Raw genomic sequence first — 16,511 nt, forward strand, 5'->3', positions numbered from 1 at the left:
TCGGCGCTAGAGCGCCGGCTCGGCCTTCTTCAGGATATAGCCGATGCCGCGCAGCGAGGTGATCTCGACATCCGCCCCGGCATCGCGGAGCTTGCGCCGGAGCCGCGAGATCTGCGCTTCCAGCGTATTGGACTCGATCAGGTCGTCGAAGCCGTAGACCGCCTCGATCAGCACGTCGCGGGTGACGACGCGGCCGGTGCGCTGCACCAGTGCTTCCAGGATCAGCGCCTCGCGCCGGCGCAGATCGAGCGCCTCCGTCCCGACCGAGGCGTTGCGGCCTTCGAGATCGAGCGAAAGATTGCCGGCACTGAGGACGAGCGAGCGCTTCGGATGGCGCCGCCGTGCGAGAACACGAACCCGCGCGATCAGCTCGCCCGGCTCGAATGGCTTGACCAGGTAGTCATCCGCCCCGCCGTTCAGCCCTTCGATCACATCGGGCTTGGCGTCGCGCGCTGTCAGCATCAGGAAGGCCGGGCGGTTCTCGGCCGCGGCCATGGCTTTCACGATCGACAAGCCGTCGCCATCGGGCAGGCGCCGATCGACCACGGCGATGTCGAACGGCGCCGTCCGCAGAGCCGCGAGCGCGGTCTCCACGCTGTCCGTGCGGTCCACGACCATCCCCGCATTGCCGAGCAGCAGCGAGAGATAGGACATGAGCTCGGGCTCGTCCTCGACAATCAAAGCGCGCATGTCACGTCCGTGGTGATGCATGGATGGAACGTCATGTCGGAGAAGGGGCGACAAATCCAGACATGACGCTCCACCCATGACCGGTTGCGGCGGGCACGACAGCGACGCACGCGCGAGACCGCAACCCGAACCGGGCCGGCTGACGGGCCGGCCCGGAGCCTTCGATCAGAACCGGTAGTTCAGACCGGCCTTGACCAGGTGCTCGGTGACGCCGACCCGCGTGCGGGTATTGCCGAGCTGAAAGTTGTCCTTGCCGAGCGAGACGTAGTTGTACTCGACCTTGGCGGAGAGGTTGTCGGTGATGCCGTATTCGGCACCGGCGCCGACGATATAACCGGTCTTGCCGCGCGTCTTGGAGACAAGGCCGTCACTCGCCTTGATGCTGCCATAGGCGAGACCACCGGTGCCGTAGACGAGCAGCCGGTCGAAGGTGACGCCGGCGCGCGCCTTCAGCGTCCCGACATAGCGCATATCGGCACTGGTGCCGCCGCCGCGCTTCGAGCCCTTGCCGAAGCCGTTCATCGACAGGTCGCTTTCGACGCCGAAGAGCATCGTGCCCATCTGGACGTTGTAGCCGACCTGCCCGCCGAACAGCACTTCGTTGCGGCTCTTCTTGCTGACACCGTTGAAGCGGTCGAAGGCGCCGCCGGCATGGGCGCCGACATAGAGGCCGTTCCAGTTATAGGCACGCGGCGCCGAATAGGCCGGCCATTCCTGGGGCCGCGGCCGTGCACGGTCGGCCGCAGCGGCGGGCAACGCGAACAGGGCCATCAGGCCGAGGGCGGCCATCGGAAGGATACGAGACATCGATTACTCCTTGCGGCGCCTGTCGCCGCCGACACATCTGCCAGCCGATTCGGCTCCGTGGATCGGAGCGGGCCGGCATGCGCAGATTGCGGGCGAAGATTACGGCAAGGTTGCCCATTCCGAGGGCAATGGCGGCCGGAGCGGAGCGATGTCGAAAAAGGCCCCGCCCGTGGTGGGCGAGGCTAGGTAGAAACTGGTCAGAGAACCGGAGCGGCCTGCTTGCCAAGTTCCTCGGCCGGCGGAATCCGGCCGTTCTCGAACCAGTAGGACGCGGCGGCGCGCGACATCGCCGCCCCGTCATGGCCGATGCCGGCGACCGTGAGCAGCTGCCAGTTGCAGGGCACGCCGAGGCGCGCGGCTTCCACCTTGCCGAAATCGAGCATGAAATGCGCACGGCCATAGCGATGCGGCCCCTGCGCCAGTGCCTCGGCTTGCGCCGGCAGGTTCGGATCGTCGGTCGCGATGTCGCGATCCCCGGCGAAGAGGATCATCGGATAGGCGAGCCAGTTCGTCAGCGCCGCCTTGTCGAGCCCGAGACCGCCGAGCCCTTCCGGAAAATTCCGCTCCGGCGTCGGCAAGGTGTACCAGCCGGGATTGGAGGCCATCGCCGCTTCGAACGGCGCGCCGCCTTCCGTCGCCAGCATGCGATGCACGAACTGGCCGCCGGCCGAGTGGCCGAAGATGCGGATGACCGGCTTGTCGATCACGCCGGCAGCGCGCAGGGCATCGAGCACGCGACCGGGCACGGCGTAGAGCCACTCAGTTCGTGGGACGATCGCGCCATCGCCCGAAACGACCAGGCCATTGTTGTAGCCCTCCGCCTTGGGGAAAGGCGCGTTCGGGAAGGTCGGCGCGACGATCAGCAGGTTGTGCTTCTCGGCCGCATCGATCCAGAAATCGCGGTACTCGTCGCCATTGCGCAGCATGCCGTGCTGCACGACGATCACGGGATCGTTCGGCATGTGACGCGCCGGGCGGTAGAAGTTCACCTCCAGCGGCTTGTCCGGATGGCTGACGTCGATGAAGGGCAGCGTGCTGCGCCCGACCGGTGGGTTCAGGGTCTTGGTGGTCATGCGGCCTCCGGAGCCTGGATCATCGCGCGTCCGATCGGACGCGATAACGATGATCTATTCTATTGGAACCGCATCGGATTTTTCCGAAAAGTGGATTCCACTTTTCGGTCCGATGCTGGTGTGCAGATGGCAGGCGGCGCTGCGGCCCGGCGCGATCTCGGTGAGGACCGGCCGAACCTCGCGGCAGACCGGCATCGCCTGCTCGCAGCGCGGATGGAACGGGCAGCCCGGCGGCGGCGCCAGGGGCGAGGGCAATTCGCCCTTGAGCGGCTGGAAGGCGCGCTTGCGCCGCGCCGCCGAGGGGATCGCCGCGATCAGCGCCGCGCTATAGGGATGCGCCGGCTTGGCGAAGATCTCCGCCGCCGTGCCGACCTCGACGATGCGGCCGAGATACATGATCGCGACGCGGTCGCTGATATGGCGGACGAGGCCGAGATCATGGCTGACGAAGAGATAAGTCAGGCCATGGCGCTCGCGCACGTCCATGAACAGGTTGATCACCTGCGCCTGGATCGAGACGTCGAGCGCCGAGACCGGCTCGTCGCAGACCAGGAAATCCGGCTTCACCGCAAGCGCCCGCGCGATGCCGATGCGCTGGCGCTGCCCGCCCGAGAACTGATGCGGATAGCGTTCGCGATAGGCGAGGTCGAGCCCGACCTCGCTCAGCGCCTGATCCACCGCCCCATCGATCTCCGCCTTGGGCAGGAGCTTGTGGACGCTTAAGGCCTCGCCGACGATGCGGCTGACCTTCATGCGCGGGTCGAGCGAGGCATAGGGGTCCTGGAAGATCATCTGGACCTTCAGCAGGAAATCGAGCCGCTCCTTGCCCTTCAGGCCCGCAACCGGCCGCTGCTCATAGACCACCTCGCCCGTCGTCGGCTTGAGGATGCCGGTGACGACGCGGGCCAGCGTGGACTTGCCGCAGCCGGATTCGCCGACGAGGCCGAGCACCTCGCCGCGCTTCACGCTGAGATCGATGCCGTCGACGGCGCGCAGCACCGGCGGCGCCTTGCCCCTCCCGGTCGCCATCAGGATGCGTTCCGCCAGCGTCGGCTTGCGGCGGAAATGCTTGGTGATGCCCTTGAGCTCGATGATCGGGGCGCCGGTCTGGGTGGTTGTCGAAGCACTCATGCCGCTTCTCCCACCGGCACCGGGTTGTGGCAGCGGAAGCTGCGGGCGCCCTCACCCACCGTCTCTGGATCGCGCGCGGCGCAGACCGGCTGGACGCGCGGGCAGCGCGGGCGGAACGGGCAGCCGCTCGGACGGGCATCGATGCGCGGGGCGACGCCGTCGATCTGGTTCAGGCGCTCGCCCGGCGCGACATTGGCGGCCGATGAGTTCAGAAGGCCGAGCGTATAGGGATGGCGCGGCGCGTCGAGCACCTCGTCGACCGGCCCGATCTCGACGACGCGGCCGGCATACATCACGGCCACCCGGTCGGCGAGCTCGGCCACCACCGCGAGATCATGCGTGATCCAGAGCACGGCGGTGCCTGTCTCGCGGGCGAGCTTCTGCACCTCGAACAGGATCTGGCTCTGGATGGTGACGTCAAGCGCCGTCGTCGGCTCGTCGGCGATGATCAGGTCGGGCGCGTTCAGCAGTGCGGTCGCGATCGCGACGCGCTGGCGCATGCCGCCGGAGAACTCGTGCGGGAACTGCTTCAATCGCGCTTCCGGCGAGGAGATGCCGACACGGGCCAGGGCCTTCGCGGCTTCGCCGAGGGCCTCCTCGCGGCTGCAGTCGCGATGCTCCAGGATCGCCTCGCTCATCTGCTCGCCGATGCTGAGCACCGGGTTCAGCGTCATCAGCGGATCCTGGAAGATCATCGCGATGCGATCGCCCCGCAGGTCGCGCAAGCGCTCTTCCGACGCCGCGCGCAGGTCTTCGCCGCCAAAGCTGATCGTACCGGCGACGATCTCGCCGGGCGGATCGATCAGCCGCACCAGCGAGAAGCCAGTCACCGACTTACCGGAGCCGGATTCGCCGACCAGTCCCAACACTTCGCCGCGCGAGACGCTGAGATCCACGCCGTCGACGGCAGGCCAGGCGCCGTCGAGCGCATGGAAGACGGTCCTGAGGCCACGGACCTCGAGCAACGGGTTGGTTGTGAGATCAGTCATGAGCGCACGTTGAAGCTGCGGCGCAGCCGGTCGCCGACGAGGTTGAGCGAGCCGATCAGCAGCACCAGCGCGATGCCGGGGAAGACCGCGATCCAGTATTCGCCGGAGAGCAGGAACTCGAAGCCGTTGGCGATGAGCAGGCCGAGCGAGGGCTGCGTCACCGGCACGCCGACACCAAGGAAGGAGAGCGTCGCCTCCAGCGTGATCGCACCGGCGATGCTGATCGAGGCGACGACCAGCACGGAGCCGACCGAGTTCGGCAGCAGATGCGCGATCATGATGTGCCGGGTCGGCAGGCCGAAATTGAGCGCCGCCTCGATATATTCCTTGCGCCGCTCAACCAGGGCGGAGGCACGCATCAGCCGGGCATATTGCGCCCATTGAACCAAGACGATCGCGAGGATGACCTTGTCGACGCCGCGCCCGATCGAGGCCAGCAGCACGAGCGCGATCAGGATCGAGGGGAAGCCGAGCATGAAATCGACGACGCGCATGATCACGGCATCGACGACCCCGCCGAACTGCGCGGCGACGAGCCCGGCCGAGATGCCTATGAACAGCGCGCCCAGTGTCGCGGTGAGCCCGACCATCAGGCTGGTGCGCAGCCCGTAGAGGATCGCGCTCAGCATGTCGCGGCCCTGCGAATCCGTGCCGAGCCAATAGGTCATGCCGTTCATGCCGGCCTCGCCCGGCGGCAGGCGGTTATCCATCACGCTGAGCGCGGCGAGATCATGCGGGTTCTGCGGCGCGATGACGGGCGCCAGCAGCGCCAGCGCGACCATGATGCCGAGCAGGATCGCGGCCCCGCGCGTCGTCGGCCGGTTGCGGATGCGGCGCAGCACCTTTTCGCGGAGCGGCGTGTCGGCATAAGCCGGAATGGCCGGGGCTTTCGCTGGGGCGCTCATGCCATGTCTCCCGTCAGCTTCACGCGTGGGTCGAGCGCGGCATAGAGGATGTCGACGAGGAAGTTGACGGTGACGAAGAGCAGCGTCGCCAGCAGTACATAGGCGACGACCACCGGCCGATCGAGCTGATAGACCGAGTCGATCAGGAGCTTGCCCATGCCTGGCCAGGCGAAGACCGTCTCGGTGATCGTCGAGAAGGCGACGAGGCTGCCGAACTCGATGCCGACGACCGTCACCACCGGGATCAGGATGTTGCGCAGCACATGCCGGCCAACGACGCGGCGCGGCTTCACGCCCTTGGCGCGCGCGTACTTCACATAATCCTGCGTCATCGCCTCGGTCGTGCCGGCGGCGACAAGCCGGATCATCAGCGCCATCTGCGGGATCGCGAGATTGATCGCCGGCAAGGCGAGATGGGCAAGACCGTCCCGGGTCAGAAGGCTGGTCTGGATGCCCAGGACCGAGACCGTCTCACCGCGCCCGGCCGTCGGCAGCCAGCCAAGCACGACCGCGAAGAGCAGGATCAGCATCATGCCCTTCCAGAAGCTCGGCAGCGAGAAGCCGAGGATGGTTGAGCCCATGATAATGCGCGAGGGACGGCTGTCCGGATCGAGCCCGGCATAAAGCCCGAGCGGCACGCCGGTGACGATGGCGAGCGTCATCGAGAGCAGGACGAGCTCGAAGGTCGCAGGCAGGCGCCCGAGAATGAGCTCGATCGCCGGCACGCCATGCACGAAGGAGCGACCGAGATCGCCCTTCAAGGCGTTGCCCATGAAGACGAAATATTGCTGCCAGACCGGCAGGTCGAGGCCGAGCCGCCGGACCAGCGCCTCGCGCTCGGCCGCGCTGGCCGAGGGCGAGACCAGCAGCTCGATCGGATCGCCGATGCCGTAGACGGCGAAGAACACCACGACCGAGACCGCGAGCAGCACGAGCACGCTCTGGATCAGTCGCTGCAGGACATAGGCGGTCATGATGCTCGACCGGCTCCGCTCAAGGGTTCGCGGGCCGCCCTGCGAGCGGCGGCCCGACTTGTCGATGGCCTGTCGGCCGGCGGCTTACTTGGCCTTCGGCTTCACCGACATCGCCAGCATGAACTGGTCGGCGCGGCCCTTGACGTCGAGATCGGACTTGAAGGCCCAGATGCCGCTTTCGAAGTGCAGCGGGATGAAGGCGTAGTCGTCGATGACGATCTTGCCGGCTTCCTGCAGCAGCGACGCGCGCTTGCTGTCGTCGAGCGTGGTGATGGCCTCGCGGATGATCTTGTCGAACTGGTCGTTCTTGTAGCCGCCATAGTTCGAACCGCCGATCGTCTTGGCCTCGTTCGGGGTCGGCGGCCACTGGCGCAGGAACGACGCCGCCTCGCCGGTGCCGGAGCCCCAGCCGCCGATCGCGACCGAGAATTCCTTCTTGGCGCGGCGCGGGAAGTAGATCGCGCGGGTCATCGCATCGACCTCGGCCTTGATGCCGACCTGGGTCAGGTACTGCGCGACGGCCTGGGTGATCTGGCTGTCGTTGATGTAGCGGTCGTTGGTAGTCGAGAGCGTGAGCTGGAAGCCCTTGGGATAGCCGGCTTCGGCCAGCAGCTTCTTCGCCTGCGCCGGGTCATAGGCCAGCTTCGGCGGGTTCGCCCGCGTGCCGAACATGCCGGTCGGCAGGTACTGGTAGGCCGGCTCGGCCGCACCGTCCATGATGCGCTTGACGATGGCGTCGCGGTCGATGGCGAGCGACATCGCCTGGCGGACGCGCAGGTCCTTCAGCGGGTTCTTGCCGTCCTCCGCCTTGACGAAGGGGCTCTGGTCGCGGGCGACGTCGAGCTGGAAATAGACGACTCGGGTCGAGGGCGTGATGACATGGCCGAAGCGCTTGTCGTCCTTGATCCGGCCGAGGTCGCGCGCCGCCGGGTTCTCGATCACGTCGTAGTCGCCGGCGAGCAGGCCGGCGAGACGCGGGCCGGCATTGGTCACGGGCAGCAGGCGAACGGTCGCCCAGGGCTCGGCCTTGCCCCAATGGGTCGGGTTGCGCTCGAGCTCGATCGCGGAGCCGCGCACATAGGACTTGAGCTTGTAGGGGCCGGTGCCGACGGCAAGCGTGCCATCGTTGAAGCCGGTCACGGTCGGCCATGGACCGGTGACGCCGCAATTCTTGGCGATGTCGTAGCTGATCGGGCCGTGCTCGACGATCGAGGCCGAGAGGATGCTCAAGCCCGAAAGCAGGTTCGGCAGCAGCGGCTCGGGCTCCTTCGTGTTGATCACCAGCGTCTGGGCGTCGGGCGTCTCGACCGAGGCGAAATTGCCGGTGATGTCGGCGAAGGAATCGGAGACCTTGGTCTCGTTCTTCAGCGTGCGGCAGAAGGTGAAGACCACGTCCTCGGCCGTGAAGGGCTTGCCGTTGGTGAACTTCACGCCGTCGCGCAGCTTGAAGGTCCAGCGGTTCTTGCCGTCGTTCTCCCAGGCGGTGGCGAGGCCGGGATGCAGCTTCTGCTGCTCGTCCTGGCGCACCAGCGAGTCGAAGATATGCTGGGCCAGCGCGTTGTTGGGGGTGAGGTCGTGGTAATGCGGATCGACGGCCGTCGGCTCCGAGGCCAGCGCGATGCGCAGCGTCTGCGCCGAGACGGCCGTGCCGGCAAGGCAGGCGGCCGCGAAGGCCGCGAGGAATAGGGGTTTACGCATGATCAGGTCCGCTCCCGGTTGAAACCGCTTTTGACAGCTTTATTTTCGTCTAGTAGCAAACATGAAAATTTTCGAACGTCAATCGGGTAGCCGCGCATGTCACAGGGCCTGAAGCCGACGACGGATCTTTCCAATCGGATCGCCCAGATTTACCCGTCGCTGAGCAACGGCCATCGCCGCGCGGCCGATTTCGTGCTGCAGCATCCGCTCGATGTCGCGACCATGACGATCGAGGGGTTGGCCGAGGGCAGCGGCACCTCCAACGCGACGGTCACGCGCTTCGTCAGGGCGCTCGGCTACGCCAACTACAGCGAATTCCGCAGCGGGCTTTCCGCCGCCCTGAAATTCGCTCACGACCCGGTCGATAATTTCGCCGGCGCTCGCTCCGCCGCAGGCTCGATCTTCGCGACCTTCACCGCCGCGCTCGCCGACCAGAACGCCAATCTCCAGGCCTCTCGCGACGGGCTCGACGAAGCCTCCGTGACCAAGGCCGTCGAATTGCTGCTGAAGGCTCCACGCGTCTTCATCGCGGCCTCCGGCGCCAGCCACCACGTCGCTTCGTTCCTGGAGGACGGGCTTGCGCTCTATCTCGATGCCGATGTGATCTTCGCGTCATCTCGTACCGGCCCGGAGCGCGCCATCCGGCACATGATGTCAGCCCGCCCCGATGATCTCGTCGTCGCGATCTCCGTGCCGCGCTATTCCCGCGCCACGCTGGACCTCGCGAGTTTCGCCAAGAAGCGCGGCGCCTCGCTGCTGGCCCTGACCGACAGCCCGACCTCGCCGCTCGCTCCGGTCGCCGACGTCACGCTCTTCGCCCCGGCCCGCAGCCGCCTGCTGCCGAACTCACCGACCGCGGTTTTCGCCCTGGCCGATGCGCTCATAGCCGCCGTCGCGCGCGAGCGGCCGGATGCAGTCGAGGCCCTGAAGGAACTCAGCGAAAGCCTGCTCTGGACCTTCCACCAGTAGCCGGCGTTACCGGGATCAATCCGTGTCGGGCGGGCTGTCCGCATGCTCCAGCATCTGCCGCCAGCCGGCATGCAGCACGGAAGGGTCCTCGCGATCGACGCCGTAGGTGTTGAGCACATGCTGGAGATCGTTCATCCGCGCGATCAGCCCCGGCCCCTGCCGCAGCCCGACGAGGATCATCAGCACCTCGATCGCGATCAGCTGGACGACATAGGCGTCGGTGCCGACCAGCATGGTCGCGTCGCGCGGCACGTCCATCGGCACCACGATATGGCCGAGTTCGGCAAGCGGCGTCCCGGTCTGCGTCAGCACGATCACGGTCGCACCCCGCTCGCGCCCGACCTCGACGGCGCGCAAGAGCGCCGGCATCCGCCCGACGAAGGAGATCGCGACCAGCACATCGGCCGAGGTCAGCGTCGCGGCCGCGACCAGCTGGAAATGCGCGTCCGAAAAGGCGTTCGCGGTCAGCCCCAGGCGGAAGAGCCGCGCCTGCAGGTCCTGCGCCAGGAAATGCGAGGTCGCGCCGGTACCGAGGCAGTCGATCCGCCGCGCCCGCTTGATCGCCGCCGCCGCCCGGTCGAGCTCGGCCGGGTCGAGCCGGCGCTGCCATTCGGCGATGACGGTGGTCACGCTGCCGGTGACGTTGCGCACGACATCGGCAGCAGTCTCGCCGACATGCACCGAGCGATGCAGGAACGGCGCGCCCAGCGCCAGCGCGCCGGCGAGCTTCAGCTTGAGATCCTTGAGACCCTCGCAGCCCGCGGCGCGGGCGAAGCGCACGATGGTCGGTGCGCTGACGCCGGCCCTAGCCGCGATATCCTCGACATTCGCCTTCACCGCCCAGTCGGGATCGTCGAGGATCAGCCGGCCGACGCGGCGCTGGCTCTCGGACATCGTCTCGATGCCGGCCCGGATGGCGCTGAGGATATCGGACGCGCCGACCGCATCTTCGCCCCCGGCAAACCGGCCGGGAATGTCGGAGGCTTCGGTTCCGCGCGTCATGCCGCAAGCCCTCGGTTGGAAACGATCATGCAGACCGGCCACAGCCGGCCTGCGGGGAATGCCTTGGCCGTGCGGCCATCACAGCGCCTTTCTGAGGCGCGGGTCCAGCATGTCGCGCAGGCCATCACCGACAATCTGCAAGGACAGGGCCACGAACACGATGGCCAGCCCCGGGAAGGCGACGAGCCAGAACGCGTCATCCGCGAATTGCTGACCGGAGGCGATCATCGTGCCCCAGGTCGGCACCTCCGGCGGCACGCCCGCGCCGAGGAAGGAGAGCCCGGCCTCGGCCAGCACCGCATAGGCGAAGATGAAGGTCGCCTGCACCAGCACCGGCGAAGCGATATTGGGCAGGAGATGAATCGACAGGATGCGCGCGGTCGAGGCGCCGATCGAGCGGGCCGATTCGACGAAGGGCATCTCGCGCACCACCAGCGTCGAGGCGCGGATGACGCGGACGACGCGCGGCGTATAGACGATCGACAAGGCCAGCACGACATTGCCGGCCGAGGCGCCGAGCACGGCGACGAGGAAGATCGCCAGCAGGATGTCCGGCAGCGACATCAGCGCATCGACCAGCCGCATGATCGGGCCGTCGAGGCGCTTGAAATAGCCGGCAAGCAATCCGAGCGCCGCGCCCAGCGTGATCGAGATCACCACGACCGAAAAACCGATGCCGAGCGAGGCGCGCGCGCCCCAGACGACCCGCGAGAAGATGTCGCGACCGAGCTCGTCGGTGCCGAACCAGTTGACCTCGCTCGGCGGGCGCAGGCGCCGGACCACGCGCATCGCGCCGGGGTCGAAGGGCGAGAGCCAGGGCGCGAATATGGCGAGCACGAAGGCGATCAGCAGCACGAGCGCGGCGACGAGCACCAGCTTGCGCCGGAACAGGCTACGGCAGAAGGCGAGGACAGGTGAGTTCATTGTCGCCTCCTCAGTAACGGACGCGCGGATCGACCAGCGTATAGATCAGGTCGATGAGGAGATTGATCAGGACATAGATCGCGGCGACCGCGAGCAGCGCGCCCTGGATCACCGGATAGTCGCGCCGCAGCACGGCGGAGACCACGAGGTTGCCGACGCCCGGCAGGCCGAACACGGTCTCGGTGACGATCGCGCCGCCGATCAGCAGCGCCAGCGTCAGGCCGAGCACGGTGATGACCGGCACGAGGATGTTGCGGAAGGCATGTTCCAGCAGCACGCGCCGCTCGGACAGGCCCTTGGCCCGCGCCGTGCGCAGGAAATCGGCGCTGAGGATGTCGAGCATGCTGGCGCGGGTGAAGCGCGTGATCAGCGCCGAATTGACCACGCCGAGCACCGCGGAGGGCAGCAGCAGGTGCTGGAGCCGCTCAGTGAGGCTGGCCTCAGGCGAGCCGTAGCCCGCGACCGGGAACCAGCCGAGCTTGACCGCGAAGAGCTGGATGAAGATCAGCCCGAGCCAGAAGCTCGGGATATTCGCGGCGAGCATCGCAAGCCCGCTGACCGCCTGGTCGACCGGGCGTCCGCGCCAGACCGCCGAGGCGATGCCGGCCGGCACGCCGATCGCGGCCGCGATCGCGAGCGAGAACATCGCCAGGAAGAAGGTCGGCTCCGCGCGTTCGAGCAAGGCCTGCGTCACCGGCCGTTGCAGGAAGATCGAATGGCCGAGATTGCCGCTCGCGACCTCCTTCAGCCAGAGCACGAACTGCACCACCAGCGGCTTGTCGAACCCATAGGCGGCACGCAGCTTGGCGATGTCCTCGGCCGTGGCCTGGTCGCCGAGCATCAGCGCGGCCGGATCGCCGGGGGCCAGCCGCGTCAGGAAGAAGACCAGTGCGGCGACGATGAAAAGCACGAGCAGCAGGCCGGCGAACCGGCGTCCGAGATGCACAAGCATCGGATACGCTCCGTTGGCTGGAGGCAGGCGTTTCGGGAAATGGAGAAACGGCGCGGTCGAGACCGCGCCGGGGAGGCGTCAGATGGAACTGTGATCCCTCGGGATCACTTGCTCAGTTCGACGTTCCAGAAGGACGGCCACGGCATGGCGGCAAAGCCCTTCATCTTGGCCGAGGCGCCGGAGAGCGCGGCGAAGTTGCCGGCGCGGATATAGGGAACCTCGTCATAGACGACCTGCTGGACCTTGGCCCAGAGCGCGCCGCGCCTGGCCGGATCGGGCTCGGCGTTGAAGGTGCTGAGCGCCGCTTCCTTGGCCGGGCTGGACCACCAGCCGGGCGCGCCTTCGCCGAGCTGCGGCGGCGAGAGCATCGGCTCCGGCAGGAAGGCCGAGTGGGTAATGTAGATGTCCCAGAGCGCGGCATCGCCGCGGCGCTGGATCAGCGTCGCCCAGTCGACGACGTCGAGCTGCACCTTGAAGCCCGCCGCCTTCATCTGCTCGGCCATGACCAGCGCCATGCGGTGATGGAAGTCGTACTGCTTGGAGTTCAGGATGCGGATCGGCGTGCCGTCATACTTGGCCTCGGCGAGCAGCTTCTTGGCCCCGGCGGCATCGGCCTTGCTGTACTTGTCCTTGCCGGCTTCCGAGAAGAAGGGCGAGCCCTTCGGGAAATGCTCGGGCGCCAGCGCGAAGAACTTCGGATCGCCGAAGCCGGCCATCAGCACCTCTTCGAGGTCGAGCGCCATCTGGAAGGCCTGGCGGACCTTCACATCGGCCATCGGCCCCTGCTTGGTGTTGGTCGGGAAATAGGGGAAGCCGAAGGGCATGGTCAGGACGGCGCGGGCAGCGCTGGCGCCGGACAGCTTCTTGAAGGCCTCGACCGGCAGCTGGTCCGAGAACTGGTACTGGCCGGCGATCACGCCCTCGACGCGGGTATTGGCGTTCGGCACCGGGATGAAGCGCAATTCGTCGATCCTGGCTTCGCGCTTGCCGGCATAGCCGGAGGCCGGCTCGCTGCGCGAGGCGTAGGTATCATGCTTGACGAGGACGACGAACTGGTCGGGCCTGCGCTCGCGGAACTTGTAGGGACCGGTGCCGACGAATTCGACCAGCGGATTGGTGATCGATTCCTTCGCCATGATCGCGGCGAAGCCGGACGGCAGGGCGAGATGCGCCAGCAGCGCCGGCTCGACCTTGCTGAGCACGATCTCGACGCTCGACGGACCCTTGGCGCTCAGGCTGGCGACGCTCTTGGCGAGCCCCTTGCCGCGCGGCGTCATCTCCAGCCAGCGCTTCAGCGAGGCGACCACGTCCTCGGCATCGAGCTCGCGGCCGTTATGGAGTTTCACGCCCTTGCGCAATTCGATCGCATAAGTCTTGCCGTCGGCCGAGACGGTCGGCTGGGCCGCCGCCAGCATCGGCTGGATCGCCCAGTTGGCGTCGAAGGTGAACAGCGGCTCGTAGACATGCTGCATGATCGTGCCGACGAGATCGGCGGTCGAGGCCATCGGGTCGAGCGACTGCGGCTCGCCCACCATGGCGAGGTTCGCGCTCGAAACGCCCTGCGCCAGGGCGGCCACTGGAGCAAGCATCGTCGAGGCCGCGAGGCCGGCGGCGAGACCGCCGAGGCCACGGCGCGTCAGGCCGGCACGAGACAGGAAATCGTTCTGCATGATCACTCCCCGTAGAAGCCGCTATTTGCGGCGTTATGAAATTTTATTACGGATCATTTACTGCAGCGGCCGTCGAAAGGCAATCGAGATTCACCAAAAAGCTCGCCATTGGCGCAAAACCACCCGATAGCGCCCAAAATCGGCGCGGAGCGTCGAGGTCAAGTATGTAATTTAATTGCCAAAACAGGTCAGCCAAGCAGGGGCCACGCCACGGATCGGGAAATTTCGGCTTAACGGGGCCTGCTCAGGCCGCGCCGATGCGCGCCGCGGCAAAGCGTTCGCGCAGCCAGCGCGCCGCCGGTCCGCAGGGGCGCTGCTTGTGCCAGACCATCTCCAGCGCCACGGGCAGGTCGAAATCGTCGAACTGGAGATCGGGCGTGACGAGATCGGCCGTCACCGGCGAGTTCGCGATGACATAGCTGGAGACGAAGGCCCAGCCGATGCCCTGCTTGACCAGCTGCAGGATCACCCAGTGGCTCTCGACCCACCAGACCTCGGCAGCCACCCTCAGGCGCTGCTTCTCCGGCCCGTCGCCGCGCGCGGCGACGAGGATCTGGCGATGCCGCTTCAGCTCCTCCCAGTCGACGCGCGTGCCGGCGAGCGGGTGGTCCTTGCCGCAAACGAGCTTGATCGGCACCCAGCCGACCGTCTGGAAGCCGAGCTCCGGCGGCAGCACCCCCTGGCGCCACATCACGCCGATATCGGCCTGCCCTGCCAGCACGAGCTGGCTGACATCCTCCATCAGCGGAAACAGCAGCTCCAGCTCGACATGCGGGAAATGCCGCGCGAAATCGGCGAAGAGCGCGCCGAGCAGATGCTCGGGATAGAGCTCGTCGATGGCGACGACGAGCCGCGTCTCGACATGGCTCTCGAAGCTGCTGGCGACGCCGATCAGATGCGCGCGCCGGTCCAGGACCACCTTCGCCTCGCGCAGCAGGCGCTCGCCCGCCGCCGTCAGAACGGGATTGCGTCCCGCCCGGCTGAACAGCACGACGCCGAGATCCTCCTCCAGATTGGCGACCTGCGTGCTCACCGCCGACTGCGCCTTGCGCAGCACCCGCCCCGCCGCCGAGAAGGAGCCATGCTCAGCCGCCGCGACGAAGGCCTCCAATTGCTCGAACGAGAGATTCATCTATCTGATATCCAGATATAATCTAACTTGAGATCGTCAGGTTTAGCGATAGAAGGCACCGCGTCAACGAGAACAGAACGATAGGTGTCTTAGATGTCCATGCGCTCCTTCCCCGATCGGGTTCGCCATACGGTGATGTTCGAGATCATCGGGCTGGCGCTGGTGATCCCCGGCGGCGCCATGCTCTTCAACCTGCCGGCGACGCATATGGGCGTGATCGGCGTCGGCTCGGCCACCGTCGCGACGCTCTGGAACTTCGTCTACAATCTCGGCTTCGACCACGCGATGCTTCGCTTCACCGGCCATACCCGCAAGAGCCTGCGGCTGCGCGTGCTGCATGCGCTGCTGTTCGAAGGCGGGTTGCTGGTCCTGCTGCTGCCGCCGATGGCCTGGTATCTCGGCATGGGCCTGTGGGAGACCCTCGTGATGGACCTCGCCATCGTGGTTTTCTACGTGGTCTACGCCTTCCTCTTCAATCTCGCCTATGACCGGGCCTTCCCCGTCCCGGCGCAGCCGCGGCTGGCCGTCGCCTGAGCCTTCCGGCCGCCTGATGCCGCCGCATCGCTTAGACCCTCCCAGCCTGCCGGCGATCTGTGCTACGGCAGCCATGGACATTCGCGGGCGATCGTATTCTGATCGCCCGGAACCTCCGGGGCGGCCTGCCCGTCCCGGCGCGAATGCATGTCGCGGCAGCAGGCCGCGCCCTGGGAGGAACGATGACAGGTAAGATCTATGACGGCCCGGCGGCTGCGCTGGAGGGGCTGCTCTTCGACGGAATGACGATCATGTCGGGCGGCTTCGGCCTGTCGGGCAATCCCGAGAGCCTGATCCCCCAAATCCGCGATTCCGGCGTGAAGAACATCACCGTGATCTCGAACAATGCCGGCGCCGACGGCTTCGGCCTGTGGATGCTGCTGCAAAGCCGCCAGATCAAGAAGATGATCGCGTCCTATGTCGGCGAGAACAAGCTGTTCGAGCAGCAGTACCTCGCCGGCGAGCTGGAGCTGGAACTGAACCCGCAGGGCACGCTGGCCGAGCGCATCCGCGCCGGCGGAGCCGGCATTCCGGCCTTCTACACCAAGACCGGCGTCGGCACGGTCGTCGCCGAGGGCAAGCCGGTCGAGGAATTCGAGGGGCAGCTCTATGTCCGCGAGACCTGGCTGCGCGCCGATGTCGCCATCGTCAAGGCCTGGAAGGCCGATACCGCCGGCAATCTCGTCTATCGGAAGACCGCGCGGAACTTCAATCCGAACATGGCGACCGCCGGCAAGGTGACTGTGGCCGAGGTCGAGGAGATCGTCCCGGTCGGCTCGCTCGATCCGGAAGGCATCCATACGCCCGGCATCTATGTCGACCGCGTCATCAAGAGCACGATCAACGAGAAGCGCATCGAGAAGCTGACCGAGCGCAAGAGGGAGGCAGCCTGATGGCCTGGACTCGCGAAGAGGTCGCCGCCCGCGCGGCCAAGGAGCTGCAGGACGGCTTCTACGTCAATCTCGGCATCGGCATTCCCACGCTGGTGGCGAACTACATCCCCGAAGGCGTCGACGTCACCTTGCAGTCCGAGAACGGCCTGCTCGGCATCGGCCCCTTCC

General features: G+C 66.8%; 17 protein-coding genes. 4 read left to right on the top strand and 13 right to left on the bottom strand.

The genetic code is table 11. The features are described from left to right. Positions 1–6 precede the first annotated feature (6 nt). The 8 genes from NUV79_RS12720 to NUV79_RS12755 form a co-directional block, all read right to left on the bottom strand. Positions 7–690: a response regulator transcription factor gene (locus NUV79_RS12720; RefSeq protein ID WP_257733447.1), complete on the bottom strand. Its 684-nt coding sequence runs from the start codon at positions 688–690 to the stop codon at positions 7–9. Between the two features lie 165 nt (positions 691–855). Further along, on the bottom strand, positions 856–1,497 hold the full coding sequence (locus NUV79_RS12725; RefSeq protein WP_257733448.1) for an outer membrane protein: 642 nt from the start codon (positions 1,495–1,497) through the stop codon (positions 856–858). Positions 1,498–1,694: 197 nt separating this feature from the next. Beyond that, a complete protein-coding gene (locus NUV79_RS12730) occupies positions 1,695–2,570 on the bottom strand; it encodes an alpha/beta hydrolase (protein WP_257733449.1) in 876 nt (291 codons plus the stop codon). A 54-nt stretch (positions 2,571–2,624) separates the two neighbouring features. Then, positions 2,625–3,701, bottom strand: coding sequence for an ABC transporter ATP-binding protein (locus NUV79_RS12735; RefSeq protein WP_257733450.1), 1,077 nt, complete (start codon positions 3,699–3,701; stop codon positions 2,625–2,627). Continuing rightward, positions 3,698–4,690: an ABC transporter ATP-binding protein gene (locus tag NUV79_RS12740; RefSeq protein WP_257733451.1), complete on the bottom strand. Its 993-nt coding sequence runs from the start codon at positions 4,688–4,690 to the stop codon at positions 3,698–3,700. Before NUV79_RS12740 ends, NUV79_RS12735 begins: the two co-directional genes overlap by 4 nt. After that, complete coding sequence (locus tag NUV79_RS12745; protein ID WP_257733452.1) at positions 4,687–5,595, bottom strand: ABC transporter permease; 909 nt, start codon at positions 5,593–5,595, stop codon at positions 4,687–4,689. The genes NUV79_RS12740 and NUV79_RS12745 overlap by 4 nt, the downstream gene beginning before the upstream one ends. Beyond that, positions 5,592–6,569 (bottom strand): ABC transporter permease, encoded by a 978-nt coding sequence (locus NUV79_RS12750; RefSeq protein ID WP_257733453.1) that lies wholly within the window; start codon positions 6,567–6,569, stop codon positions 5,592–5,594. The genes NUV79_RS12745 and NUV79_RS12750 overlap by 4 nt, the downstream gene beginning before the upstream one ends. Positions 6,570–6,653: 84 nt before the next feature. After that, entirely contained in the window at positions 6,654–8,267 is a 1,614-nt protein-coding gene (locus tag NUV79_RS12755; RefSeq protein ID WP_257733454.1) for an ABC transporter substrate-binding protein, read from the bottom strand. 96 nt (positions 8,268–8,363) lie between these two features. Between NUV79_RS12755 and NUV79_RS12760 the strand changes: the two genes are divergently transcribed. Further along, complete coding sequence (locus tag NUV79_RS12760) at positions 8,364–9,236, top strand: MurR/RpiR family transcriptional regulator (RefSeq protein WP_257733455.1); 873 nt, start codon at positions 8,364–8,366, stop codon at positions 9,234–9,236. Positions 9,237–9,251: 15 nt separating this feature from the next. On the opposite strand, the gene NUV79_RS12765 is transcribed toward NUV79_RS12760, so the two are convergent. The 5 genes from NUV79_RS12765 to NUV79_RS12785 all read right to left on the bottom strand — a co-directional run bounded on the left by NUV79_RS12765 (position 9,252) and on the right by NUV79_RS12785 (position 14,916). Beyond that, a complete protein-coding gene (locus tag NUV79_RS12765) occupies positions 9,252–10,238 on the bottom strand; it encodes a MurR/RpiR family transcriptional regulator (RefSeq protein ID WP_257733456.1) in 987 nt (328 codons plus the stop codon). 78 nt (positions 10,239–10,316) lie between these two features. Further along, positions 10,317–11,162 (bottom strand): ABC transporter permease, encoded by an 846-nt coding sequence (locus tag NUV79_RS12770; RefSeq protein ID WP_257733457.1) that lies wholly within the window; start codon positions 11,160–11,162, stop codon positions 10,317–10,319. A 10-nt stretch (positions 11,163–11,172) separates the two neighbouring features. Continuing rightward, on the bottom strand, positions 11,173–12,114 hold the full coding sequence (locus tag NUV79_RS12775; protein WP_257733458.1) for an ABC transporter permease: 942 nt from the start codon (positions 12,112–12,114) through the stop codon (positions 11,173–11,175). A gap of 104 nt (positions 12,115–12,218) precedes the next feature. Beyond that, a complete protein-coding gene (locus NUV79_RS12780) occupies positions 12,219–13,784 on the bottom strand; it encodes an ABC transporter substrate-binding protein (RefSeq protein WP_257733459.1) in 1,566 nt (521 codons plus the stop codon). Positions 13,785–14,028: 244 nt separating this feature from the next. Next, positions 14,029–14,916 carry a LysR family transcriptional regulator gene (locus tag NUV79_RS12785; protein ID WP_257733460.1) on the bottom strand — a complete coding sequence of 296 codons (888 nt, stop codon included), beginning with the start codon at positions 14,914–14,916 and terminating at the stop codon, positions 14,029–14,031. A 99-nt stretch (positions 14,917–15,015) separates the two neighbouring features. Between NUV79_RS12785 and NUV79_RS12790 the strand changes: the two genes are divergently transcribed. From NUV79_RS12790 to NUV79_RS12800, 3 genes are all read left to right on the top strand, one after another. After that, on the top strand, positions 15,016–15,450 hold the full coding sequence (locus NUV79_RS12790; RefSeq protein ID WP_310090700.1) for a PACE efflux transporter: 435 nt from the start codon (positions 15,016–15,018) through the stop codon (positions 15,448–15,450). Positions 15,451–15,632: 182 nt separating this feature from the next. After that, entirely contained in the window at positions 15,633–16,343 is a 711-nt protein-coding gene (locus tag NUV79_RS12795; protein ID WP_257733462.1) for a CoA transferase subunit A, read from the top strand. Then, positions 16,343–16,511 (top strand): CoA-transferase (locus NUV79_RS12800; protein ID WP_308218200.1); only part of this gene is annotated, 169 nt, incomplete at its 3' end. The genes NUV79_RS12795 and NUV79_RS12800, both read left to right, overlap by 1 nt.

The sequence above is a fragment of the Allobosea sp. 47.2.35 genome (assembly GCF_024655635.1).
In the GTDB taxonomy this organism is placed as follows: Bacteria; Pseudomonadota; Alphaproteobacteria; order Rhizobiales; family Beijerinckiaceae; genus Allobosea.